Raw genomic sequence first — 24,282 nt, forward strand, 5'->3', positions numbered from 1 at the left:
CTCGCCTCCTCTCGGCGTCTGGGGGACCGGTGTTGAGCCGATCCGTTCGGATATGCAAGTACAACACGGAACCGGGCCTTCGAGAAGGCCGCCGTTTCCGTGCCTAGAACCTATGGGGATTGCCGGGGCATGCGCAAACTATTTTTTCGACGAGTTCGCATCAGTCCCCCACTTCTTCTCCCCCGGGCGCCTGGCCTGCGCAGATGGCCAGGACATCGGCGCCGTAGCGGTTGAGCTTGCGCATGCCGACACCGGGGATGCGGGCCAACTCCCGGTCGTCGTCCGGAGCGCTCTCGGCGATGGCCATCAACGTCCTGTCGGTGAAGACGCAGAAGGCGGGCTGGCCGCTGAGCCGGGCCTGGTCGGCACGCCATTCACGCAGCCGCTCGTAGAGGCCCTCGTCCATGTCGGACGGGCAGCCGTCGCAGCGCATCAGCTTCATCTCGCCGGCGTCGTTCAGCGTGCGTCCGCAGACCCGGCAACGGGCGGGGCTGCGCTGGGTGCGCCGGGGCGCGGCCGCTGGGCCGCCGGTGAAGCCGCGTTCGACACCTCCGCCGCCCGCACCGCCACCGCGGCCGACGGTGCCCGTCGAGCCGGGGCGCAGCCCGTCCAGGAAGTGGCTGGGCCTGCGGCCGGGTCTGCCGCCGGGGGTGCGGGAGAGCGACCAGGAGACGTGGAGCCGCTCCCTGGCGCGGGTCACGCCGACGTAGAGGAGGCGGCGTTCCTCCTCGATCTGTTCGTCGGTCTTGGCGTAGGTGATCGGCATCATGCCCTCGGCGACGCCGACCAGGAAGACCACGTCCCACTCCAGGCCCTTCGCCGAGTGCAGGGAGGCGAGGGTGACGCCCTGGACGGTCGGGGCGTGCTGGGCGTTCGCCCGCTCGTCGAGTTCGGCGACGAAGTCGGCGAGGGTGGCCGCGGGCCGGGCGGCGGCGACGTCGTGGGCGAGGTTGACCAGGGCGGCCAGCGACTCCCAGCGCTCCCGGACCGCGCCGGAGCCGGCCGGTGGCGCGGTGGTCCAGCCCTCTCCGGAGAGGACGGCGCGCACCTGGGAGGGCAGGTCCACGGTGTCGTCGAGCAGCGCGTCATTGCCGCCGAAGCGGGCCGCGGCGCGCAGGGCCACGCCCGCCTTGCGCACCTCGGGCCGGTCGAAGAACCGCTCGGCGCCGCGCAGCTGGTAGGGCACCCCGGCATCGGCGAGGGCCTGCTCGTAGGTCTCGGACTGGGAGTTGGTCCGGAAGAGGATGGCGATCTCGGCGGCCGGGACCCCGGCGTCGACCAGTTCCCGGATGCGGCGCGCGGCGCCCTCGGCCTCGGCGGGCTCGTCGGTGTACTCGGTGTAGACCGGCTCGGGTCCGGCGGGTCGCTGGGAGATCAGCTCCAGGCGGTGGTCGGCGGCCCGGCCGCGGGCCTGGGCCAGCAGCCCGTTGGCGAGGTGGACGACCTGAGGTGTGGAGCGGTAGTCACGGACCAGCTTGACCACGGTCGCCCCGGGGTGGCGGGTGCGGAAGTCGAGCAGGTGGTCGGGGGTTGCTCCCGTGAACGAGTAGATGGTCTGGCTGGCGTCGCCGACGACGCACAGGCTGTCGCGGTCGCCGAGCCACAGCTCCAGCAGCCGCTGCTGGAGCGGGCTGACGTCCTGGTACTCGTCGACGACGAAGTGCTGGTACTGGGCACGCACCTGGTCGGCGATGTCGTGCCGGTCCTGCAGGATGCCCACGGTCAGCAGCAGGACGTCCTCGAAGTCGATGACCGTGCGGTCGCGCTTGAGGTCCTCGTAGACCGAGTAGATCTGGGCGATCTCGGCGGGGTCGCGCGGAGCCTCCCGGCCGGTCTGCACGGCTGCCACGGGGTAGTCGGCGGGGACGGTCTGGGTGACCTTGGACCACTCGATCTCAGCGGTCACGTCCCGCAGCTCGCCCCGGTCGAGGCGGACACGGCAGGCGGCGGCCGCGTCGGCGACGAGCTGGATCTTGCGGTCGACGAGCCGGGGCAGGGAACCGCCGATCGCTTTCGGCCAGAAGAACTGGAGCTGGCGCAGCGCGGCCGAGTGGAAGGTGCGGGCCTGCACGCCCTGGGCACCGAGCTGGCGGAGCCGGCCGCGCATCTCCCCGGCGGCGCGGTTGGTGAAGGTGACGGCGAGCACGCTGGACGGCTGGAGGATGCCGGCCCGCACCCCGTAGGCGATCCGGTGGGTGATCGCCCGGGTCTTGCCGGTACCGGCCCCGGCCAGCACGCACACCGGACCGTGCAGGGCGGTCGCCACCGCGCGCTGCTCGGGGTCGAGCCCTTCGAGCACCGCGTCGGCAGAGTCCGGTACCGGCGGGAAGAGGGAGGAGTGCGTTGCTGCTGTCACATGGCCATGCTGCCAGGTCGCCGGAGACGGCTGCGCCGGTTGTCCACAGGCGGCCCCGCGCAGTCGTACTAATACGGCAGGCGTTCCTCGGGCCCGCGCCGCGGGAATGGCCGGCGGGTCACATGCGTTCCCACCCTGGACGACCTTCCCCGACCTGCCGAAGGAGTGCGAGCGAGATGCAGGGCACTGTGACGATGTACAGCACCACGTGGTGCGGCTACTGCCGCCGGCTGAAGAGCCAGCTGGACCGCGAGGGCATCGCGTACACCGAGATCAACATCGAGCAGGACCCGGAGTCGGCCGCATTCGTGGAAAAGGCGAATGGCGGAAACCAGACGGTCCCCACGGTGCTCTTCGCCGACGGCTCGACGCTGACGAACCCTTCGCTGGCCCAGGTGAAGCAGAAGATCAGCGCGTAGGTTCCCCGGCGCTTCCCAGTGCGAGGGCGGTCCCTGATCCGGATCAGGGACCGCCCTCGCGCGTTCCGTCCGGCTTGTCCCACACCAGGGTGTAGCGCCACAGCAGCCGGCGCCGGTACCTGCGGCCGGGCAGCACGTGTGCGGTAGCCCGCCGTACCTCGCCCCAGTTCATGATCGGGTCCTCGACGGGCATGTCGGACGGAGCCCGCTTGCCGCCGCGCAGGCGCGCGTTCAGCCGGCTCGCCGGGACCCCGCAGCCGCTGACCACCCAGTCCAGGAGAGTGCGGTCGCAGGCCATACCGACGACGACCAGCCGGCCGCCGGGCGCGAGCAGTTCCACCAGCCGTTCGATCGCGTCGTCGAACGGCGCGTGGTGGATGACGGCGACCGCGCTCACGAAGTCGTAACTCCCCGCGTCGAGGAGAGCACCGTCGAGGTAGTCGCCTTCCAGGAAGGCGACGTTCCCGGCGTCCCGCTTCTGCGCCCGCCTGATCATCTCCGCCGACCGGTCCACGCCGGTCACCGACTCCGCCCTGGTCGCGAGCTTGGCGGCGAGCAGGCCGTCGCCGCAGCCGACGTCCAGGGCGGCGCGGCAGCCGTCCGGTACCGCGTCCAGGACCACGGGATGGTAGTGGACGTTGTGGTTCCAGTACTCCTCGGCGGTCATGAGGGCCGTCTCAGACGAAGCTCCTCGTCGGCAGCGGCTTGCCGTACCACATCTCGATCAGGCGGGCCGCGATGGAGATGCCGTACGGCGGCAGGACGTCGCCGGAGTCGAAGGCCGCGCGCAGTTCGTCGCGGGAGAACCAGCGGGCCTCGTGGATCTCGTCGCCGTCGACGTTGACCTCGGTCGTGGTGGCGCGGGCCATGAAGCCGAGCATCAGGCTGGACGGGAACGGCCAGGGCTGGCTGGCGACGTACTCGACCGGGCCGACGGTGATCCCGGCCTCCTCGAAGACCTCGCGGCGCACCGCCTGCTCGATGGACTCGCCGGGCTCCACGAAACCGGCGAGCGTGGAGAAGCGGCCCTCGGGCCAGTGGACCTGGCGGCCGAGCAGGATGCGGTCGTCCTCGTCGGTGACGGCCATGATCACGGCGGGGTCGGTGCGCGGGTAGTGCTCGGCGCCGCAGGCGGGGCAGCGGCGGATGTGGCCGGCGGCTGCGATGACCGTGCGCTCGCCGCAGCGGGAGCAGAAGCGGTGGGTGCGCTGCCAGTTCTCCAGGCCGACCGCGTGCACCATCAGGCCGGTGTCCCGCGGGGACAGCAGCAGTCCGGCCTCGCGCAGGCCGGCCGGGCGCGCCGACTGGTCGATGCGGCCGGGCAGGGCGTCCTTCTGGAGGGCGAAGTAGCTGACGCCGTCCTCGTCGGTGCCCAGGAAGTAGCGGTGCGCCTCGGTGAGGGGGGCTTCGAAGGAGGGCGTCATGACGAGTTCGGTGCGGCCCTCGGGCGTCTCGTCGATGAGGACCTGGCCGCCGGAGACCACGAAGCAGCGGGTGTCGGGGTGGCTCCACGCCGCCGCGAGCCAGGCTTCGTCGAGCCGGTGGTGGGCGGCGCGGTCGATGCCGCTCGGGGCGGTGAGCGAGATGGGTCGGTCGGCTGTGTGGTCGGTCCAGGTGGTCACGGGTGCTTCCAACTCCCCCAGTGCAGCGGATGTTTCAGCGGGCGGTTCAGCGGGACGAAGGGCGGGAGGAGAACGGGTGGGGCGGGGGCGGGGCCGGCGGGGCGGCCCTTCCAGTGTGCCCCGGCCGCGGTGCCGCTCCGGACGGCGTGAATGACTCAGGGGGCATGGCGCCAGTTCTCGGCGAGGTCGCCCCACAGGTAGGCGCTGGTCTCGACGCCCTTGAGGAGGAGGTCCAGTTCGACCTTCTCGTTCGGGGCGTGCCAGCCGTCGGAGGGGACGGAGATGCCCAGGAAGAGGACGGGTGCGCCGAGGACGTCCTGGAGGTCCGCGGCGGGTCCGGAGCCACCCGATCGGGTGAACCGGATCGGTTGCTCGAAGGCCCGGCCCATGGCGCGGGCGAGCGACTGGAGACCGGGGTGGTCGAGTGGGGTCAGGCACGGGCGCGTGGCCGGCAGGAAGGTGATCTCGGCGCGGATCCCGGCGGGGATCCGCTCGGTGGCCCAGGCCCGGACAGCTTTCTCGATGTGCTCGGGCTCCTGTCCGGCGACCAGCCGGAACGACAGCTTCAGCAGGGCGCAGGACGGGATGATCGTCTTGCTGCCGGGGCCCTGGTAGCCGCCGCCGATGCCGTTGACCTCGGCGGTGGGGCGGGCCCAGACCCGCTCCAGGGTGGTGTGCCCGGCCTCGCCCTCGGTGGCGTACGAATGCGCTTCGCGCAGCCAGCTCTCCTCGTCGAAGGGCAGCTCGGTCCAGAGCCGGCGCTCGCGGTCGCTGAGCTCGACGATGCCGTCGTAGAAGCCGGGGATCGCCACGCGCGCGTGCTCGTCGTGCAGGGCGGCGACCAGGCGGGCCGCGACGGTGGCGGGGTTGGGGACGGCACCGCCGAAGGCACCGGAATGGATGTCCTGGTCGGGTCCGTGCAGGACGATCTGGCACTCGGCGAGGCCGCGCATGCCCGTGCACACGGTGGGGGTGTCCTCGGACCACATGCCGGTGTCGGAGACGATCACGGCGTCGGCGGCGAGCCGCCCGGCGTGCTGCTCGACCAGGGCCCGGAAGTGCGGCGAACCGGACTCCTCCTCGCCCTCGATCAGCAGCTTGAGGTTGACGGCGGGCGCGGTGCGGCCGGTGGCGGCGAGGTGGGCGCGGACGCCGAGTGTGTGAAAGAACACCTGGCCCTTGTCGTCGGCAGCCCCGCGCGCGTAGAGCCGGTTGTCGCGGACGACCGGTTCGAAGGGGTCGCTGTCCCAGCCGTCCTCGCGGGCGGCGGGCTGGACGTCGTGATGGCCGTAGACCAGGACCGTGGGCGCGTCCGGGTCGCCGGCGGGCCACTCGGCGAAGACGGCCGGGGCGCCCGGTGTCTCCCAGACCTCGGCGGTCGGGAAGCCGGTCTCCGTCAGTCTGGCGGCGAGCCAGTCGGCGCTGCGGCGTACATCGGGGGCGTGGTCGGGCTGGGCCGACACGGAGGGGATGCGCAGCCATTCGGCGAGGTCGGCGAGGAAGGCGGCGCGATGCTGCTCGATGTACGTACGGACAGCGCTGTCCGGGGTCTGGCTCATGCTCACGAGCCTATCGGCCCGGACCGGCATCCTCGGCGGGCGGTTCGTCACACTCGGCTTGTCCGGCAGCTTCCTCGGCAGCTTGCCCGGCGGCTTCCCCGGCACCTTGCCCGACGATCAGTCTTTCCAGGGCGGCCCGGTCCGGCAGACCCTCGGGTCGTTCGACCTCGCCGGTGCGCACGTGCACGAACGCGGCCGTGACCGACTCGGGCGGCACGCCCTGCTGCTCGGCCCAGCCGATCCGGTAGATCGCCAGCTGGAGCGGGTCGGCGGGGCGGACGCGGCTGGTCTTCCAGTCGACGATCTCGTACGTCGTCCGGTGCGTCGCCCCGTCCCCGTGGTCCGTCCGGTAGACGGCGTCGATCCGGCCCCGGACGACCCGGCCGGCGAGGGAGAGCTGGAAGGGGGCCTCGACGCGGTACGGCGTGCGGTGCGCGTACTCGGTGCGTTCGAAGGCCTCCTTGAGGGCTTCGAGGTCGCGTTCGTCGGCGATCTCGGCGTCGGTGCCGGGCAGCTCGTCGGGCTCCAGCATGGGCAGCGTGAGTTCCTCGAAGCGCGCCTCGACCCAGGCGTGGAAGCGGGTGCCCCGGCGTGCGGCCGGCTGCGGAGGGCGTGGCATGGGGCGTGCGAGTTCCTGTGCGAGCCCGTCCGGGTCCTCGGCCAGCCGCATCAGCTGGGTCGCGGAGAGCGTGGCGGGCAGGGGGACGTCGGTGACGGTCCGGCGGGCGCGCAGCAGCTCCCCGGTGAGCGCGTCGAGGTCGCGGTCCCAGGAGGCGATGGTGCGGACCTCCTCGGGGGTGAGGAGGGATCCTTCGGAGGTGGGGAGGATGCGCGCGGGTTCCCGTTCCCCGGCGCTGAGGTGCTCCGGCGTGCGCGAGGGCCTGCGCCCGCCGGCCCCGGCCCCTGACGTGGCCTGGCGCGGGACCACGGGGCGGTCGGGACGGTCGGTGCTCCAGGAGTCCCAGTCGGCCGAGTCCGGGGCCGAAAGGTCGTCCTCGAAGGGGTCCGGCTCCTCCTCCTCGGGCGGCGGGGGCCAGTCCGGGTCCTCGGCGGCGGCAGCGTCGTACCCGGTGGGAGCGCCTGCACCTGTTCCGTCCGAGAGGGCCTCCAGGTGGGCGAGGACGGTCTCGGCGGCCGCGCGGCGGCGGGCCAGGGCGGCCGCGTCCAGCGGCAGCGGCCAGACCTGGTCGGCGCCCGCCGTGTGCAGGGCCGGGTTCTCCTCGTCCTCCTCCGGTTCGTCGGCCCAGGCCTCGATCTCGCCGTGTCCGGCGGCGCAGTGGTCGTACAGGGCCCGGAGGAAGTCGGAGGGGCCGCGCGGCTTCTTCTGGCTGGGGCCCCACCAGTGGCCGGAGCCGAGGATCAGGGAGCGGGGGCGGGTGAAGGTGACATAGCCGAGGCGGAGTTCCTCGGTGTGCTGGTGGTCCTTCATCGCCTCGTGGAAGGCCTTCATGCCCCGCGAGTCCCAGGCCTCGACGTCGGGCAGGGTGGCGCTGTCTCCGCGCAGGGCGTGCGGGAGCACCTTGGCCTGGGCGGTCCACTTCTCGCGGCCCTGGCTGCTCGGGAAGGTGCCCCTGACCAGTCCGGGGACTGCGACGACGTCCCACTCCAGGCCCTTGGACTTGTGCGCGGTGAGCACCTTGACGGTGTTCTCGCCGCCGGGCAGGGCGTTGTCGAGGCCCTTCTCGTACTGGGCGGCGGTGCGCAGGAAGCCGAGGAAGGCGAGCAGGGTCGCCTCCTGGTCGCCGGCCGCGAAGGAGGCGGCGACGTCCAGGAAGTTCGACAGCGTCTCGCGGCGGCGGGCGGCCAGCGCGTGCGGGGACGCGGAGAGCTCCACCTCCAGGCCGGTGACGGCGAGGACGCGGTGCAGGACGTCCATCAGCGGGTCGGACAGGGAGCGGCGCAGCTCGCGCAGCTCGGTGGCGAGACGGGCGAAGCGCACGCGCGCGTCCGGTGAGAACGGCAGCCCGTCGTCCCCCTGTCCGGGCCGGTCGCCGTCGAACGGCAGCTCCAGGAACGTGTCCAGGGCGTCCGCCAGGGATATCACCTCGGCCGGGTCGACCCCCTCGACGGCCGCGGCGAGCCTGCGGTCCGGGTCGTCGGCGTCGCCCACGCGCGCGTGGGACACCAGCAGCCGGGCGCGGCGGCCGAGGAGGGCGAGGTCGCGGGGGCCGATGCGCCAGCGTGGGCCGGTCAGCAGCCGGACCAGGGAGGCGTTGGCGCCGGGGTCCTGGAGCACCTCGCACACGGCGACCAGGTCGGCGACCTCGGGCAGGTGCAGGAGCCCGGAGAGGCCGACGACCTCGACCGGAACGTCGCGGGCGACGAGGGCGCCCTGGATCTCCGCGAAGTCCGTCGCCGTACGGCACAGGACCGCGATCTCGCCGGGTGCCGTGCCGGTGCGGACGAGGTGGGCCACCGAGTCGGCGATCCAGTCCATCTCCTCGGCGTGGGTGCGCAGCAGGGCGCAGCGGACCGTGCCGTCCCGCTCGGCGCCCGGGGCGGGGCGCAGCGCCTCCACGCCCGCGTGCAGCGCGCGCAACGGCTCGGCGAGGCCGTTGGCGAGGTCGAGGAGGCGGCCGCCGCTGCGGCGGTTCTCGCTGAGCGCCTGGCGGGTGGCGGGGCGGCCGTCGGCGTGCGCGAAGTGCTCGGGGAAGTCGTCCAGGTTGGCGACGGAGGCGCCGCGCCAGCCGTAGATGGCCTGGCAGGGGTCGCCCACCGCGGTTACGGGGTGGCCGGTGCCGGCGCCGAACAGGCCCGCCAGGAGCACGCGTTGGGCGACCGAGGTGTCCTGGTACTCGTCGAGGAGCACGACCCGGAACTCCTCGCGCAGCAGCCTGCCCACCTCGGCGACGCCGGCCAGCTCCGCGGACAGCGCGATCTGGTCGCCGAAGTCGAGCAGGTCCCGCTCCCGCTTGGCGGCCCGGTAGCGGACGACCAGCTCGGCCAGTTCGCGGCGCGCGGCGGCCGCCTCGGGGACCTTGCGCAGGTCGGCGTTGCGAAGCTGCGTGCCCGCCAGGGTGTTCAGCAGTCCGGCGTCCCAGGCCCGCAGCTCCTGTGGGCGTACCAGGTGTTCGGCGAGCTCGGAGTCGAGTGTGAGCAGGTCGCTGACCAGGTCGGCGAAGGAGCGGGTGAGCGCCGGGTAGGGGCCGGGGGCCTCGCGCAGCACGCGTGCGGCGAGCTGGTAGCGGGTGGCGTCGGCGAGCAGCCGTGAGGTCGGTTCCAGGCCGATGCGCAGGCCGTGGTCGGTCAGCAGCCGGCCCGCGAAAGCGTGGTAGGTGGAGATGACGGGCTCACCGGGCGGGTTGTCCGGGTCGATGACGTCGGGGTCGGTGACGCCGGCTCTGACGAGCGCCTTGCGGACGCGTTCGGCGAGCTCACCCGCCGCCTTGTTGGTGAAGGTCAGGCCGAGGACCTGCTCCGGGGCCACCTGCCCGGTGCCGACCAGCCAGACCACGCGGGCCGCCATCACCGTCGTCTTGCCCGACCCGGCCCCGGCCACGATCACCTGCGGGGCGGGCGGCGCGGTGATGCAGGCCGTCTGCTCCGGGGTGAACGGGATGCCGAGGAGCTCCTTGAGCTGCTCGGGGTCGGTGATACGGGCGGGCATGAGGAAAGAGGCTAGCGGCGAGCACTGACAATCGATAAAACAGCGCAATCGACGACACAGCGCTCACCCCAGGGCACAGCGCACTCCGCGACACACCGCTCACTCCGCGACCGCTCACTCCACCACGTGCCGCCCCTCCGGCCGCGCGCTGCACGAGGCGCGGAAGGCGCAGTGGGTGCAGTGCTGGCCGGTGGTCGGCGCGAACCGTTCGTCGAGGACCTTGCCGGCGGCGGAGGCCAGCAGTTCGCCGACCCACTCCCCCTCCAGCGGCTCCTGCGCCTGCACCTTGGGCAGGGTCTCGCCGCCGTCGCGCTGGGCGGCGCCCTGCCTGAGGTGGACCAGTTCGGCGCCGCCGGGCTCGGGTCGTACGCCGTCGAAGGCCTCGTCGACGGCGCCCTCGCGGACCGCGAGCTGGTAGACGGCGAGCTGGGGGTGCCGGGTCACCTCGGCCGCGCTGGGTGCCTGTTTGCCGGTCTTGAAGTCGACGACGTAGGCGCGTCCCTCGCCGTCCGCCTCCACCCGGTCCATCTGGCCGCGGATGCGCACCTCGTAGTCGCCCGCTTCGAGGGTGACGTCGAAGTCCTGCTCGCTGGCGACCGGGGTGCGTGCGCTGCGGTCCAGGACGTGCCACTTCAGGAAGCGTTCGAGCGCCACGCGCGCGTTGTCCTTCTCCTGCGCCGACTTCCAGGGCGCGTCGAAGGCGAGCGCGTTCCACACCGAGTCCAGCCGCTCCATGAGGACGGCGAGGTCGGCGGGGGTGCGTCCGGAGGCGACCTCGTCGGCGAGGACGTGCACGACGTTCCCGAAGCCCTGCGCGGTGGTGGCGGGCGCGTCGGCCTTCACCTCGCGGCCCAGGAACCACTGCAGGCTGCAGGTGTTGGCGAGCTGGTCGAGAGCGCTGCCGGAGAGCACCACGGGCTGGTCGCGGTCGCGCAGCGGCACCTTGCTCTCGGTCGGCTCGAACATGCCCCACCAGCGGTAGGGGTGGGCGGACGGCACCAAGGGGCGGCCGTCCTCGTCGGCGAGGGCCGCCAGCCGGGCCAGGCGGCGGGCGGCAGCCTCCCGCAGGGCGTCGGAGACGCGCGGGTCGACGGTGGTCGCGCGCAACTCGGCGACCAGGGCGGCCACCGCGAGCGGGCGGCGGGGGCGCCCGGTGACGTCCTGGGGTTCGGCGCCCAGTTCGGTGAGGAACCGGGAGGGCTGGTCGCCGTCGTCCGCGGGGGCCTTCACGGCGGTGACGACGAGGCGTTCACGCGCGCGCGTGGCGGCGACGTAGAACAGGCGGCGCTCCTCGGCGAGCAGCGCGCCCGGGGTGAGCGGTTCGGCGAGTCCGTCGCGCCCGATGCGGTCGGCCTCCAGGAGCGAGCCGCGGCGGCGCAGGTCGGGCCACAGTCCCTCCTGGACGCCGGCCACCACGACCAGGCGCCACTCCAGGCCCTTGGCGCGGTGCGCGGTCATCAGGCGTACGGCGTCGGGGCGTACCGCGCGGCCGGCGAGGGTGTCGGCGGCGATGTCCTCGGCCTCGATCTCCGCGAGGAAGTTCAGCGCGCCCCGGCCGCCGCTGCGCTCCTCCGCACGGGCGGCCGTGGCGAACAGGGCGCACACGGCGTCCAGGTCACGGTCGGCGTTGCGGCCGGCCGCGCCGCCGCGCCGGGCGGAGCGCTCCAGGCGGGAGGGCCAGGGCGTGCCGTTCCACAGGACCCACAGCGCCTCCTCGGCCGTACCGCCGCCCGCAAGGCGCTCCCGGGCCTTGCCGAGCAACGCGCCGAGGCGCTGCGCGCCGCGGGCGTACCCGGGGTCGTGCACGGCGAGGCGCTCGGGCTCGGCGAGCGCCCGCGCGAGCAGTTCGTCCGAGGGGGGCGGGAAGGCGTTGCCGGCGGCGCGCTCCTCGTCGCGCAGGGCACGGCCGAGGCGCCGCAGGTCGGCCGCGTCCATGCCGGCGAGGGGGGAGGTGAGCAGGGTGAGCGCGGTCTCGGTGTCGAGCCGGAAGCCGCCCTCCTCCGCATCCGGCTCCGCCTCGCCCTCCGCCACCGCGCGCAGTGCCGTCAGCAGGGGTGCCACCGCCGGTTCGTGGCGCAGCGGCACGTCGTCGCCGTCGATGTCCAGGGGCACGCCGGCCGCGGTGAGCGCGCGGCGGACCGTGGGGATGGTGCGGGCCCCGGCGCGCACCAGGACGGCCATGTCGCTCCAGCGGACGCCGTCCTCCAGGTGCGCGCGGCGCAGGATGTCGGCGATGTTGTCCAGCTCGGTGCCGGACGTCGGGTACGTGTAGACCTCGACGCTGCCGCCGTCCCGCGCGGCGGTCAGCTCGCGGTGCGCGCGCACCTTGTCGGCGGGCAGCCGGGTCAGCGGCATCCGCTGGGTCAGCAGCCGGGTCGCGGCCAGCAGGCCGGCCCCGGACCGGCGGGACGTGCGCAGCACCTGCACCGGGGCGGGACGGCCGTCCACGCGCGCGAAGGCGGACGGGAAGTCCAGGATGCCGTTCACGTCGGCGCCGCGGAACGTGTAGATCGACTGGTCCGGGTCGCCGAACGCGACCAGGGTCCGGCCGCCGCCGGCCAGGGCGTGCAGCAGGCGTACCTGGGCCGGGTCGGTGTCCTGGTACTCGTCGACGTACACGGCGTCGTAGCGGCCCGCGAGGTCCAGGGCGACCTCGGGGCGGTGGGCGAGCAGCACCGCGCGGTGGACGAGTTCGGCGTAGTCGAGGACACCCTGGAGGTCGAGGACGTCGAGGTACTCGGCGAGGAAGGCGGCCGCGGCCCGCCAGTCGGGGCGGCCGATGCGGTGGGCGAAGGCGTCCAGGGCGGCCGGGTCCAGGCCCAGCTCGCGGCTGCGGGCGAGGACCGCGCGGACCTCGTCGGCGAAGCCCCGGGTGGTGAGGCAGGCGCGCAGTTCGTCGGGCCAGCGCACGTGGTCGAGCCCGAGCCGCTCCAGGTCGGGCTGGCCGGCCAGCAGCTCGCGGACGGCGACGTCCTGCTCGGGGCCGGACAGCAGCCGCAGCGGATCCACGAACAGGCCGGCGTCCTGGTGGGCGCGGACCAGGGCGTAGCAGTACGAGTGGAAGGTGGTCGCCCGGGGGGCGGCGGCCGTGCCCACCCGCAGGGCCATGCGGTCGCGCAGTTCGACGGCGGCCTTCCGGCTGAAGGTCAGCACCAGGATCCGCTCGGGGTCCGCGCCCCGGGCGATCCGGGCGGCCACGGACTCCACCAGGGTGGTGGTCTTGCCGGTGCCGGGACCCGCGAGGACGAGCAGCGGGCCGGATGCGTGGTCAACCACGGCGCGCTGCGCGGCGTCCAGACGAGGGGGATCCACGTCGGCCGGCGGGGTACGGACCAGTCGGTAAGCGCCACGGTTCCCCTGCCGCACCTGGAGGTGCGGCAGGTTCCTGGTGGAGGAAGAGGAGCTCACGTGGTTCGCCGGTCCTGGTGGGTGTGCTGGTCGGTGCGCGGTCGCGCGGGTGCGGAGGTGGCCGCGGGGTGAGCGGGACACGCGCAGCCGACGCTACGCCGACGAACCGGACGGAAGCAGCGCTTCCGCTTCTTCCCGTCAGCCTCCGCAGGCACTCGCGGCACGCGCGCCGCACATCTCACGAACGTACGTCATGCCACGGACGTCCCCGGTGTCCCTCTTACGGGCCACAGGTTGCCACCAAGGGCCTCCGATGGCGGAAGCTGTCAGGTGTGAGCCCCCGCGTCCGCGCCGCCGTCCCACCGCGCCCGCCTCATGTCGAGCCGCGGCAGGTGGCCCTCCGCGGCCCTGCTCGCCTCCTTCAGCGGGGTCCCCTCGGCACGGTAGTGGTCCAGCGCGCCCAGCTCGTGGCCCGGGAGCAGGACCCCGTCGGCACGCACCACCCGCCACCAGGGGACGGTGCCGCCGTAGAGGGACATCACCCGCCCGACCTGGCGCGGCCCTCCCTCCTCCAGCCACTCCGCGACGTCGCCGTACGTCATCACGCGCCCGGGCGGGATCCGCTCGGCGACCTCCAGGACCCGCTCGGCGTACTCGGGCAGTTCGTCCGCGTACCCCTCTCGGGTGTCCTCGGGAAGGCTCTGCTCGCTCATTCGCCCCATCCTGCCGCACCCCACCGACAACCGGCCCGGCCCGCGGCGGGCCGCCGCCTCGCCCTCTCGCGGCGCTTGGGGCAGACTGTGCGCCCCCGCATCTGCACCCTGATGCCCCCCGGTGTCGGTGGAGCATGCCACCATCGTGCGGGCGGTGACTGGTGATACGAGATCAAGAAGAGACGACCGGGCAGCAGGGCGTGCACCCCGAGGGCGGGGCGGGCACCTCTGACGCTGCCGCGCGCCCGGACGTGCCCGGATCCGACACCCCGCACCCGGACACCGCGCGGCCGGACGCCGTGGACCCAGACGCCGTCGCGACGGAGGCCGCAGCGGAAGCCGAGGCCGAACACGGGTGCGCCGAGGCGCACGCCGACGAGGTGGAGGGCGACGAACCGCTGCTCCCCGCGCGCGTGCACCGCCCCTCCGACCTCATGCGGCTCCTGGTCGGCGTGCTCGCCATCGCCGTCCTGCTCGGCATCTCGGCGGTCGCGCACGGCACCACCTCCGGTCTCGAACAGGACATCAACAAGGGCACCGGGCAGGCTCCCGACCTGCTGATCAGGTTCGCGGGGCTGGCCTCGAGCATCGCGATCCTGCTGGTGCCGGTCGCGTTCGCGATCGAACGGCTGATCAAGCGGGACGGGCTGCGGATCGCCGACGGCGTGCTCGCGGCCGTCCTCGCGCACGGCGTGACCCTGGCCACCGACCTGTGGGTCGCGCGGGCCGCCCCGGGCTCGATCCAGGAGGCGCTGACCCAGCCCTCCCCCGGCGACATCCACGCCCTCACCGACCCGGTGCACGGCTATCTCGCGCCCGTCATCGCCTACATGACGGCGGTCGGCATGTCCCGGCGGCCGAGATGGCGCGCGGTGCTGTGGATCGTGCTGCTCCTCGACGCGTTCTCCATGCTCGTCACCGGCTACACCACACCGTTCTCGATCATCCTCACGGTGCTGATCGGCTGGACCGTCGCCTACGGCACGCTGTACGCCGTCGGCTCCCCCAACGTCCGCCCCACCGGACGGACCCTGCTGGCGGGCCTCAGGCACGTCGGCTTCCACCCGGTCGGCGCGGCCCGCGAGGAGGCCCTGGACACCGAGAACGGCGACCGGGGCCGGCGCTATTTCGTCACCCTGGAGGACGGCCCGCCGCTGGACGTCACCGTCGTCGACCGGGAACAGCAGGCCCAGGGCTTCTTCTACCGCGCGTGGCGCAACCTGACCCTGCGCGGCTTCGCCACCCGCTCCAGCCTGCAGTCCCTGCGCCAGGCCCTGGAGCAGGAGGCCCTGCTGGCCTACGCGGCGATCGCGGCCGGCGCCAACGCGCCCAAGCTGATCGCCACCTCCGAGCTGGGCCCCGACGCCGTGATGCTCGTCTACGAGCACACCGGCGGACGTACCCTCGACTCGCTGGCCGACGAGGAGATCACCGACGAACTGCTGCGCCACACCTGGCACCAGGTGCAGGCGTTGCAGTCGCGCCGGATCGCGCACCGCAGGCTCGCGGGCGACGCCATCCTGGTGGATCGTTCCGGCACCGTGATCCTCACCGACCTGCGCGGCGGTGAGATCGCGGCCGGTGAACTGCTGCTGCGCATGGACGTCGCCCAGCTGGTCACCACGCTGGGGCTCAGAGTGGGCGCCGAGCGCGCGGTGGCCTCGGCGGTCGGCGTGCTCGGCCCCGACGCCGTCGCCGACTGCCTGCCGATGCTCCAGCCGATCGCGCTCACGCGCTCCACGCGCGCGACGCTGCGCAGACTGGCCAGGGAGCGCGCCCAGCGCGAGCGGGACGCGGTCCTGGAGGCGTCCCGGCAGGCCAAGCAGGCCCGCACCGAGGAGGCCGGGAAGCCCGACAAGAAGACGGTGCGCGCGGAGCAGCGGGCCGAGAAGCGGGCGCTGGACGACGCGCTGGAGGAGGCCCGCGAGGAGGATCTGCTCACCCAGATCCGGCACCAGGTGCTGAAGATCAGGCCGCAGGCGCCCGTGGAGCCGGCCCGTCTGGAGCGGGTGCGGCCGCGCACGCTGATCAGCGTCATCGCCGGCGCGATCGGCGGGTACTACCTGCTGACCCAGCTCACCCACATCGAGTTCGGCCCCCTGGTCGCGAACGCCCAGTGGGGCTGGGTGGTCGCCGCGGTGCTGTTCTCGGCCGTCAGCTATGTCGCCGCCGCGATGTCGCTGCTCGGCTTCGTACCGGAGCGGGTGCCGTTCGTACGGACCGTGGCGGCACAACTCGCCGGGTCGTTCGTGAAGATCGTCGCCCCCGCCGCGGTCGGCGGTGTCGCCCTCAACACGCGCTTCCTGCAGCGCGCGGGCGTGCGCCCCGGGGGCGCGGTCGCGAGCGTCGGTGCCTCGCAGCTGTTCGGGCTGGGCTGCCACATCCTGATGCTGCTGTCCTTCGGTTATCTGACCGGCACCGAGAAGACCCCTTCGCTGTCCCCGTCCCGCACGGTCATCGCGGGCCTGCTGACCGTCGCGGTGCTGGTCCTCGTGGTGACCTCGGTGCCGTTCCTGCGGAAGTTCGTCAGCACGCGCGTGCGGTCGCTCTTCGCGGGTGTCGTGCCGCGCATGCTGGACGTGCTGCAGCGCCCGCAGAAGCTCGTCACCGGCATCGGCGGCATGCTGCTGCTGACCGCCTGCTTCGTGATGTGCCTCGACGCCTCCATCCGCGCGTTCGGCGACCAGTCGACCTCGCTGAGCATCGCCAGCGTCGCGGTCGTCTTCCTCGCCGGCAACGCGCTCGGCTCCGCGGCGCCTACCCCGGGCGGTGTCGGTGCGGTCGAGGCGACCCTGACCGTCGGTCTGATCGCCGTCGGCCTGCCCAAGGAGGTCGCCGCGCCCGCCGTCCTCCTGTACCGGCTGCTGACCCTGTGGCTACCCGTCCTCCCGGGCTGGCTGGCCTTCAACCACCTCTCCCGCAAGGGCGCGCTCTAGGGCCGTACCCCGGCTCCCGCGAGGACGCGCTTCAGGGGCCGTACCCCGGATCCCGCGAGGACGCCCTCCAGGGGCCGTACCCCGGACGGCTCGTGCCCCGCGCGCGTGGCCTTGCGCGACCCCAGGATGGGAGCATGCCGAACCCCTTCCGGATCCGTGTCGCCGCCCTGACCGCCGCCCTGGTGCTGGCCTCCTCGCTGGCCGGGTGCGGCAACGGTTCCGAGGAGGGCGGGGATCTGGCGGCGCAGAAACTGGACTGGAAGAGCTGCCCGGCGCCCGACGAGGCCGAGGGCGGCGGCGAAGCGCCGTCACCGCTGCCGAGCGGCGGCACCTGGGAGTGCGCCACCATGAAGGCGCCCCTGGACTGGTCGAAACCGAAGGGCGCCACCATCGGCCTCGCCCTGATCCGCGCCAGGGCCAGCGGCGACGCCGACAAGCGGATCGGCTCCCTGATCTTCAACTTCGGCGGCCCCGGCGGCAGCGGCGTCACCACGCTGCCCGCGTTCGGCTCGGACTACGCCGCCCTGCGCACCCGCTACGACCTCGTCAGCTTCGACCCGCGCGGAGTCGGCCGCAGCGACCCCGTCGAGTGCGAGGACGACGCCCAGCTCGACAACTACTTCCAGCAGGACGCGACGCCCGACACCAGCGCCGAGCGCACCCAGCTGATCAACCGCACCAAGCAGTTCAACGCCGCCTGCGAGAAGAACTCCAAGGCGATCCTGCCGCACGTACGCACCACCGACGCGGCCCGCGACATGGACCTGATGCGCCAGGTCCTCGGCGACACGAAGATGCACTACTTCGGCATCTCCTACGGCACCGAACTCGGCGGCGTCTACGCCCACCTGTTCCCGAAGAACGTGGGCCGGGCCGTCTTCGACGGTGTCGTCGACCCCACCCAGGACCCGGAGCAGAGCTCGCTCGGGCAGGCGAAGGGCTTCCAGCTCGCGCTCGACAACTTCGCCGAGGACTGCACCTCCAAGACGACGGAGTGCCCGATCGGCGACACCCCGCAGGACGTGAAGGACCGTATCGCCACGCTCCTCGCGGACCTCGACAAGAAACCGATCCCGGGCATCCTGCCCCGCCGGCTCACCCAGTCCGCCGCCACCAACGGCATCGCGCAGTCGCTGTACTCCAAGGACTTCTGGGAGTACCTCACCGAGGGGCTCGAGGAGGCGTACGACGGCGACGGAAAGATCCTGATGCTGCTGTCCGACTCGATGAACGGCCGCAGCGAGAACGGCGAGTACAGCAACATCACGGCCGCGAACATCGCCATCAACTGCGCCGACGAGAAGCCTCGGTACACCGCCGACTACGTCCAGCAGAAACTCCCCGAGTTCCGCGCCGCCTCCCCGCTGTTCGGCGACTACCTCGCGTGGGGCATGGTCAGCTGCACGAACTGGCCGGTACCGGGGGCCGCCGACCACCCCGACGTCAGCGCGCCCGGGTCGGCGCCGATCCTGGTCGTCGGCAACACGGGCGATCCGGCGACCCCGTACGAGGGCGCGAAGAAGATGGTGGACGCGCTCGGCAAGGGCGTCGGGGTCGAGCTCACGTACAAGGGGCAGGGGCACGGGGCGTACGACAGCAAGGACAAGTGCGTGCAGGGGGCGGTGAACGGCTATCTGCTGGAGGGGACGGTGCCGAAGGCGGGGACGGTCTGCACGTAGTCGTCGGCGGCTTCGTCGCGGTCGATCGCGCCCACACGGCGCCGGCGCATCGCGGACGCAGCCCCGCGACCCTCATGGGGCGTCATGAACACGCAGGTCAAAAGGTTATCCACAGGCTGAAACGGCCCGCGCCCGGTCCGCCTACCATGGCCTGACCGCCTTCCGCGACGAACCTGCGGAGGGCCTGCGTGGGGGGTGTACGCACATGTTGCGATATGTACGGTGGGCGGCCGCTGTTGCCGCGGGACTGCTCGTGGCCGGGTGTGGCAGCGGGTCGTCGGGTGGGGGCGAGGACGAGGGGAAGGCCTCGTCCGGGCAGCCGTCGGCCGCCACGGCCACCGCGGCGGGCTCGACGGCCCTGCCCGCTTCCCTCACCTCCCAGAAGCTCGACTGGGGCCGCTGCAAGAGCACTTCGGACTCCGCCGCGCCCGGGGACGCATGGCGGTGTGCGACGCTCAAGGTGCCGCTGGACTGGGCGAAGCCGGACGGGGAGACGATAGGACTGGCGCTGATCCGGGAGCAGGCAAGCGGGGGTTCGGGGAAGCGGATCGGCTCGCTGCTGTTCAACTTCGGCGGGCCGGGCGGCTCCGGCGTCTCCACGATGCCGTACTTCGCCGGCACCGTCTCCGCGCTGCGCGAGCGGTACGACCTGGTGAGCTGGGACCCGCGCGGGGTGGGGGCCAGCGAGGGGATCCGCTGCCGCAGCGACAAGGACATCCAGCGCGCCGAGTCGATCGATTCGACTCCGGACACCGCGGCCGAGGAGACGGCGTACTTCCAGGACGCCGCGAACTTCGGCAAGGGCTGCGCGAAGGCCGCGGGCAAGCTCATCGCGCACGTCTCGACGACCGACACGGCCCGCGACATGGACCTCATGCGCCAGGTACTCGGCGACGCGAGGATGCACTACTTCGGCATCTCGTACGGCACCGAACTGGGCGGTGTGTACGCCCACTTGTTCCCAAAGAAGGTGGGGCGGCTGATCCTGGACGCGGTGGTGGACCCGACGGCCGACTCGGTCGGCCAGGAGAAGAACCAGGCCGCCGGCTTCCAGCGGGCCCTGGACGACTACCTCAAGTCCACCGGGCAGGACCCGGACCAGGGCTCCCGGAAGATCGCCGATCTGCTGAAGCGGCTGGACGCCACGCCCCTGCCCGCGTCCTCCGGGCGGAAGCTGACCCAGAGCCTCGCCGTCACCGGCATCGTGCTGCCGCTGTACAGCAAGGACAGCTGGCCGACGCTGACCAGCGCGCTCGCGGCGGCCGAGGAGGGCGACGGCTCGGAACTGCTGTCGCTCGCGGACCAGTACAACGAGCGTGACTCCTCGGGGCACTACGGCACGACCACGCACTCCCAGCGGGTCATATCGTGCCTGGACGACAAGGAGCGGCCGACGCTCACCGAGACGAAGCGGCGGCTGGCGGAATTCGAGAAGGTCTCCCCCGTCTTCGGGGACTTCCTGGGCTGGGACTCGGCCGGCTGGTGCCACGACTGGCCGGTGGCCGGGCAGTGGGACACACCGGAGGTGAGCGCACCGGGCGCGGCACCGATCCTGCTGGTCGGCAACACCGGCGACCCGGCCACCCCCTACGAAGGCGCCCGGAGGATGGCCGACGAGCTGGGCAAGGGGGTCGGTGTCGAGCTGACCTGGAAGGGCGAGGGCCACGGGGCCTACGGCAGCGGCAGCGACTGCGTGGACTCCACGGTGAACGCCTACCTGGTCAGCGGCACGGTCCCGAAGGACGGCACGGTCTGCTCATGACGAAGGCGGGGGTTCCGTGCACCTGCGGTGCCCGCAACCCCCGCCCGCCGGGGAGCCTGTGCTCAGTAGACCGGCTTCGACGGCTCGATCTGGTTGACCCAGCCGATCACGCCGCCGCCGACGTGGACGGCGTCCGCGAAGCCCGCGGACTTCAGGACGGCGAGGACCTCCGCACTGCGGACACCCGTCTTGCAGTGCAGGACGATCTTCTTGTCCTGGGGCAGGCCCTCCAGGGCGGTGCCGAGGAGGAACTCGTTCTTCGGGATCAGCTTGGCGCCCGGGATGGAGACGATCTCGTACTCGTTCGGCTCACGGACGTCGATGATCTCGATGTTCTCGCCGTCGTCGATCCACTCCTTGAGCTGCTTGGGAGTGATCGTCGAGCCGGCGGCCGCCTGCTGGGCCTCCTCGGAGACGACGCCGCAGAAGGCCTCGTAGTCGATGAGCTCGGTGACGGTGGGGTTCTCGCCGCAGACCGCGCAGTTCGGGTCCTTGCGGACCTTGACCTGGCGGTACTGCATCTCCAGGGCGTCGTAGATCATCAGGCGGCCGACCAGGGGCTCACCGGTGCCGGTGAGGACCTTGATGGCCTCGGTGACCTGGATGGAGCCGATGGACGCGCAGAGCACGCCGAGGACGCCGCCCTCGGCGCAGGAGGGGACCATGCCCGGCGGCGGGGGCTCCGGGTAGAGGCAGCGGTAGCACGGGCCGTGCTCGGACCAGAACACCGACGCCTGGCCGTCGAAGCGGTAGATGGAACCCCACACGTACGGCTTGTTCAGCAGCACGCAGGCGTCGTTCACCAGGTAACGGGTGGCGAAGTTGTCGGTGCCGTCGACGATCAGGTCGTACTGGCTGAAGATGTCCATCACGTTCTCGGCCTCGAGCCGCTCTTCGTGAAGGATCACGTCCACGTACGGGTTGATGCCCTTGACCGTGTCACGGGCGGACTCGGCCTTCGAGCGGCCGATGTCGGCCTGGCTGTGGATGATCTGGCGCTGCAGGTTCGACTCGTCGACCTCGTCGAACTCCACGATGCCCAGGGTGCCGACGCCCGCGGCGGCCAGGTACATCAGCGCGGGCGAGCCCAGGCCGCCGGCGCCCACACAGAGCACCTTGGCGTTCTTCAGCCGCTTCTGCCCGTCCATCCCGACATCGGGGATGATCAGGTGGCGGGAGTACCTGCGGACCTCGTCTACGGTGAGCTCAGAGGCTGGCTCGACCAGGGGTGGCAGCGACACGGGGACTCCGTTGCTCGGTCGATCACTACGTTTGTTCTCCCTGTAACACTGCCACGGGCTTCTTCATTCCGAGACACCTGTTCCGATCCGCGAGACGAATTCGTCCCAGTAACCGGGCATGGCCTCCCAGGGATCCGCCCTGCCCCAGCGATCGGTCCGGTCGGTGAAGTAGATGGTGGCGGCACCCTGCCAGCGGGCTATGCGCAGCGCCTCGTCGAGGTGGCCGAGGGGCACACCGTGCACGAAGTGGCAGAAGCGGTCGGGCGGGTAGTCGGCGGTCCACTCGGCGACCTGGGACCAGCGGTAGTCGCTCCAGGGCCCGGCGAAGGTCACCAGCTGGTCGGCGTTCTCGGCGTAGCCCGGGTGGGGGTGGGTGCCGTGCCCGAGGACTATGTGGGGACCGTCACCCACGGCGCGGAGCGCCGCGACGGTGCGGCGGGTCTCGGGGAGCGCGGAGCGCTCGGTGGGGCAGCGGTCGAGCAGGAAGCCGTCGACGCGGTACCAGTCGTGGAAGTGGCGGGCGTCGGCGAGCAGGTCGCCGTGCGGGCGGGCGCCGTAGGCGGTGTCCAGGTGGCCGAGGACACGGACGCCCGCGTTGCGGAGCCGGCCGGCCGCCTCCAGGCAGTGCGGGTCGGGCAGGCCGCCGGGGCCGTTCGCCACGTCGAGGACGACCCAGTGCAGAGGGGTGCCCGGGCGGGCGAGTTCGGCCCACTGGGCGGGGGCGAGGAGGGGGTGGGCGTAGCCGGGGACGCCGACGGCGGTGCGGACGCCGGTGGTCGCGGCGCCCGCCCTGGTGCTGCTCAGATGCGGCACGCCGCCTCCATCCAGATGTCCGCGAGGGACTCCTCGAGGTTGATGCGGGGGCGCCAGCCGAGCCGGTCGCGGGCGCAGCGCACGTCGGCCTGCTGCCAGCTGCCGCAGCCGTCCGGGTACGGGTACGCGACCGGGCCCGCGTGCTCGCCGTCCATCCGGGGGTGGCCGATGGCGCCGCGCAATGGTCCTGGCGGGCCGTCCAGTTCGTGCAGCGCGCCGCCGTACCCGGCGACCCGGGCGAGGACGGCGGCGGCGTCGCGGAGCCGGACGGCGCGGCCGGAGCCGATGTTGATGACGCCCTGGGCGGCGGAGAGTGAGGCCGCGTGGACGGCGCGGGCGACGTCGCGCACGTCGACGAAGTCGCGCTGGGCGCCGAGGCCGCCGAGTTTGAGCTCGCCGTCCCCGGACTGCATGGCGCGGCGCATCGCCTCGGCCAGGCGGCCGAGCGGAGAGCCGGCCGGGGTGCCGGGACCGGCGGGGGAGAACACGCGCAGGACGACGGCGTCGAGGCCGGAGCCGAGGACGAGTTCGGTGGCGGCGAGCTTGCTGACGCCGTACGGGCCGCCGGGGCGGGGCACGGCGTCCTCGGCGGTGGAGGAGCCGGGCTGGCTCGGGCCGTACTCGGAGCTGCAGCCGACCTGCACCAGGCGGGCGCCGCAGCCGCTGCGGCGCAGGGCCTCGCAGACGGTGGCGACGGCGACGGTGTTGTGCCGGGTGAGTTCCCGGGCTCCCCCGCGGGTGGCACCGGCGCAGTTCACGATGACGCCCGGGTGGACCGCGTCGAGGAAGCGGGTGAGCGCGCCGGGGCTGCCGGTGGCGAGGTCGAAGCGGACGTCGGCGTCGTCGCCGCGGCCGAGCGCGGTGAGCTGGACGGCCGGGTCGGCGAGCAGCCGGTCGGCGACGAAGCGGCCGAGGTATCCGTTGGCTCCGATCAGCAGAACCCTCATCGCGCGGCTCCCGGGGTGTGCGCTCCGGCGACTCCGGTGGTTCCGGACGCTCCGGGTCCGGGTCGGGAGGTGGTCATCTGGTGGTCTCCTTCAAGAGGTGGTGCGGTTGCCTGCGGCGGGGTGCCGGGCACCGGCCGCCGGGACGGCTCGGCGAGGCGTCCGGGATGATCGGCGGCTCTGCTCACTCCGGGTCTCCCGTCGGCGCGTGGGCCGAGGCCCGGGTCAGGGTGCCGGTCGCCCGGAAGAGCAGCACGAGGGCGGCGGCCCCGCAGGCGAGGGCCGGGACACCGCCCGTGCCCCAGGCGTCGACCAGGTGGTCGACGGGGGCGGTCAGGAAGGCGCAGCCGGGCAGCCGGCCGGCCAGGACGAGGGCCACGGCCGCCGCTTCGGTGGCGGCCGCGGCGGCGAGGGCGGCCCCTTGCGGGACGTTGTGGACGGCGAGGAGGCGGGCGAGCAGCAGGAGGGAGCCGAGAGCGAGGGCCGCCGGGTAGCCAGCGGGTTCGCCGAGGGCGGCGCCGCACAGGGCGAGCAGGGCGGTGAGGGCGCCGAGGAAGAGGGCGAACGTGCCGAGCAGCAGCGGCTGTACGGCCCCGGTGAACTCCTCCAGGCCCCGGCTGGCCGCGAGTCTGCGACGGGCGCCCGCCGTGAAGAGGTGGGCGCTCCAGGCGGCCGGTGCGCAGGCCAGGGTGAGGGCGAGGACCGGAGCCGTGGTCACCGGCCAGGGGCCGTCGGCCGCGCCGGTCGGGAGGCCGTCGGGGCCGCCGTCCAGGACGGCCCGCAGCAGGCCGTCGCCGAGCAGCGCGTAGGCGAGCAGCCAGCAGGTCCACGCACGGGTGCCGGTGGTGGCGCGCCAGGCAGGGGTCCGGGCCGGTGCGGCCAGGGGGCCGCGGCGCAGGACCGGGCGTACGGCCAGGGCGACGGCGAGCACGCCGACGGCTGCCGCGAGGAGGCGGGGGCGGCCCTCGGTGAGCCGTACGGCGGTCACGGCCGCCGCGCACACGACGCCCGGGAGGAGGGTGAGCAGCGCCCGGTCGGCGCGCACGCGGGGCGCGGGCGCCGGTCCGGGGTTCGGGCGCGGGTCCTCGTCGCGGGGCACGCGCGCGTAGAGCTCTTCCGCGAGGGAGAAGACGTCACGGTGCCGGAAACGGGCGGCGGTGCGGTCGGTGACGCCGTGGGCCTCGAGGCCGGCCGCGATCTCCAGCGGGTCCACGGCCCGCTCGCACAGGGCGCGGTGCCGGTGCATCAGTGCCTTCACCGGGTCGGCGGCGGCGCCTCGGCGG

General features: G+C 73.2%; 15 protein-coding genes. 4 read left to right on the forward strand and 11 right to left on the reverse strand.

Features of this window, described 5'->3' with window-relative positions:
- Window positions 1-160 precede the first annotated feature (160 nt).
- The gene (locus BLW82_RS14620) at window positions 161-2,356 is read right to left on the reverse strand and encodes an ATP-dependent DNA helicase UvrD2 (RefSeq protein ID WP_093499205.1); all 2,196 of its coding nucleotides are present in this window, start codon (window positions 2,354-2,356) and stop codon (window positions 161-163) included.
- Window positions 2,357-2,532: 176 nt separating this feature from the next.
- Here BLW82_RS14620 and BLW82_RS14625 point away from each other — a divergent pair, with 176 nt between their 5' ends.
- Entirely contained in the window at window positions 2,533-2,775 is a 243-nt protein-coding gene (locus tag BLW82_RS14625; RefSeq protein WP_093499206.1) for a mycoredoxin, read from the forward strand.
- A gap of 43 nt (window positions 2,776-2,818) precedes the next feature.
- On the opposite strand, the gene BLW82_RS14630 is transcribed toward BLW82_RS14625, so the two are convergent.
- From BLW82_RS14630 to BLW82_RS14655, 6 genes are all read right to left on the reverse strand, one after another.
- Entirely contained in the window at window positions 2,819-3,442 is a 624-nt protein-coding gene (locus BLW82_RS14630) for a class I SAM-dependent methyltransferase (protein ID WP_093499207.1), read from the reverse strand.
- Window positions 3,443-3,452: 10 nt separating this feature from the next.
- A complete protein-coding gene (nudC, locus tag BLW82_RS14635; protein WP_093499208.1) occupies window positions 3,453-4,397 on the reverse strand; it encodes an NAD(+) diphosphatase in 945 nt (314 codons plus the stop codon).
- A 155-nt stretch (window positions 4,398-4,552) separates the two neighbouring features.
- The gene (locus BLW82_RS14640; protein WP_093508049.1) at window positions 4,553-5,956 is read right to left on the reverse strand and encodes a dipeptidase; all 1,404 of its coding nucleotides are present in this window, start codon (window positions 5,954-5,956) and stop codon (window positions 4,553-4,555) included.
- 10 nt (window positions 5,957-5,966) lie between these two features.
- Window positions 5,967-9,563, reverse strand: coding sequence for an ATP-dependent DNA helicase (locus tag BLW82_RS14645; protein ID WP_093499209.1), 3,597 nt, complete (start codon window positions 9,561-9,563; stop codon window positions 5,967-5,969).
- A 114-nt stretch (window positions 9,564-9,677) separates the two neighbouring features.
- Window positions 9,678-12,971, reverse strand: a complete 3,294-nt coding sequence (locus tag BLW82_RS14650; protein WP_093499210.1) for an ATP-dependent helicase — start codon at window positions 12,969-12,971, stop codon at window positions 9,678-9,680.
- Between the two features lie 266 nt (window positions 12,972-13,237).
- Window positions 13,238-13,624, reverse strand: a complete 387-nt coding sequence (locus tag BLW82_RS14655; RefSeq protein ID WP_093499211.1) for an MGMT family protein — start codon at window positions 13,622-13,624, stop codon at window positions 13,238-13,240.
- 161 nt (window positions 13,625-13,785) lie between these two features.
- On the opposite strand from BLW82_RS14655, the gene BLW82_RS14660 reads away from it, so the two are divergent.
- The 3 genes from BLW82_RS14660 (at window position 13,786) to BLW82_RS14670 (ending at window position 20,001) form a co-directional block, all read left to right on the forward strand.
- The gene (locus BLW82_RS14660) at window positions 13,786-16,560 is read left to right on the forward strand and encodes a lysylphosphatidylglycerol synthase domain-containing protein (RefSeq protein ID WP_093499212.1); all 2,775 of its coding nucleotides are present in this window, start codon (window positions 13,786-13,788) and stop codon (window positions 16,558-16,560) included.
- Between the two features lie 134 nt (window positions 16,561-16,694).
- Complete coding sequence (locus tag BLW82_RS14665) at window positions 16,695-18,239, forward strand: alpha/beta hydrolase (RefSeq protein ID WP_093499213.1); 1,545 nt, start codon at window positions 16,695-16,697, stop codon at window positions 18,237-18,239.
- A 205-nt stretch (window positions 18,240-18,444) separates the two neighbouring features.
- Window positions 18,445-20,001, forward strand: coding sequence for an alpha/beta hydrolase (locus BLW82_RS14670; RefSeq protein ID WP_093499214.1), 1,557 nt, complete (start codon window positions 18,445-18,447; stop codon window positions 19,999-20,001).
- Between the two features lie 62 nt (window positions 20,002-20,063).
- Here the strand turns inward: BLW82_RS14670 and moeZ are convergent, their stop codons facing one another.
- From moeZ to BLW82_RS14690, 4 genes are all read right to left on the reverse strand, one after another.
- The gene (gene moeZ / locus BLW82_RS14675) at window positions 20,064-21,242 is read right to left on the reverse strand and encodes an adenylyltransferase/sulfurtransferase MoeZ (protein WP_093499215.1); all 1,179 of its coding nucleotides are present in this window, start codon (window positions 21,240-21,242) and stop codon (window positions 20,064-20,066) included.
- Between the two features lie 63 nt (window positions 21,243-21,305).
- Complete coding sequence (locus BLW82_RS14680) at window positions 21,306-22,055, reverse strand: spherulation-specific family 4 protein (protein WP_093499216.1); 750 nt, start codon at window positions 22,053-22,055, stop codon at window positions 21,306-21,308.
- Complete coding sequence (locus BLW82_RS14685; RefSeq protein WP_093499217.1) at window positions 22,043-23,002, reverse strand: NAD-dependent epimerase/dehydratase family protein; 960 nt, start codon at window positions 23,000-23,002, stop codon at window positions 22,043-22,045. The genes BLW82_RS14680 and BLW82_RS14685 overlap by 13 nt, the downstream gene beginning before the upstream one ends.
- A gap of 181 nt (window positions 23,003-23,183) precedes the next feature.
- Complete coding sequence (locus tag BLW82_RS14690) at window positions 23,184-24,257, reverse strand: hypothetical protein (protein WP_093508050.1); 1,074 nt, start codon at window positions 24,255-24,257, stop codon at window positions 23,184-23,186.
- Window positions 24,258-24,282: the final 25 nt, after the last annotated feature.

The sequence above is a fragment of the Streptomyces sp. Ag109_O5-10 genome (assembly GCF_900105755.1).
Lineage (GTDB): Bacteria > Actinomycetota > Actinomycetes > Streptomycetales > Streptomycetaceae > Streptomyces.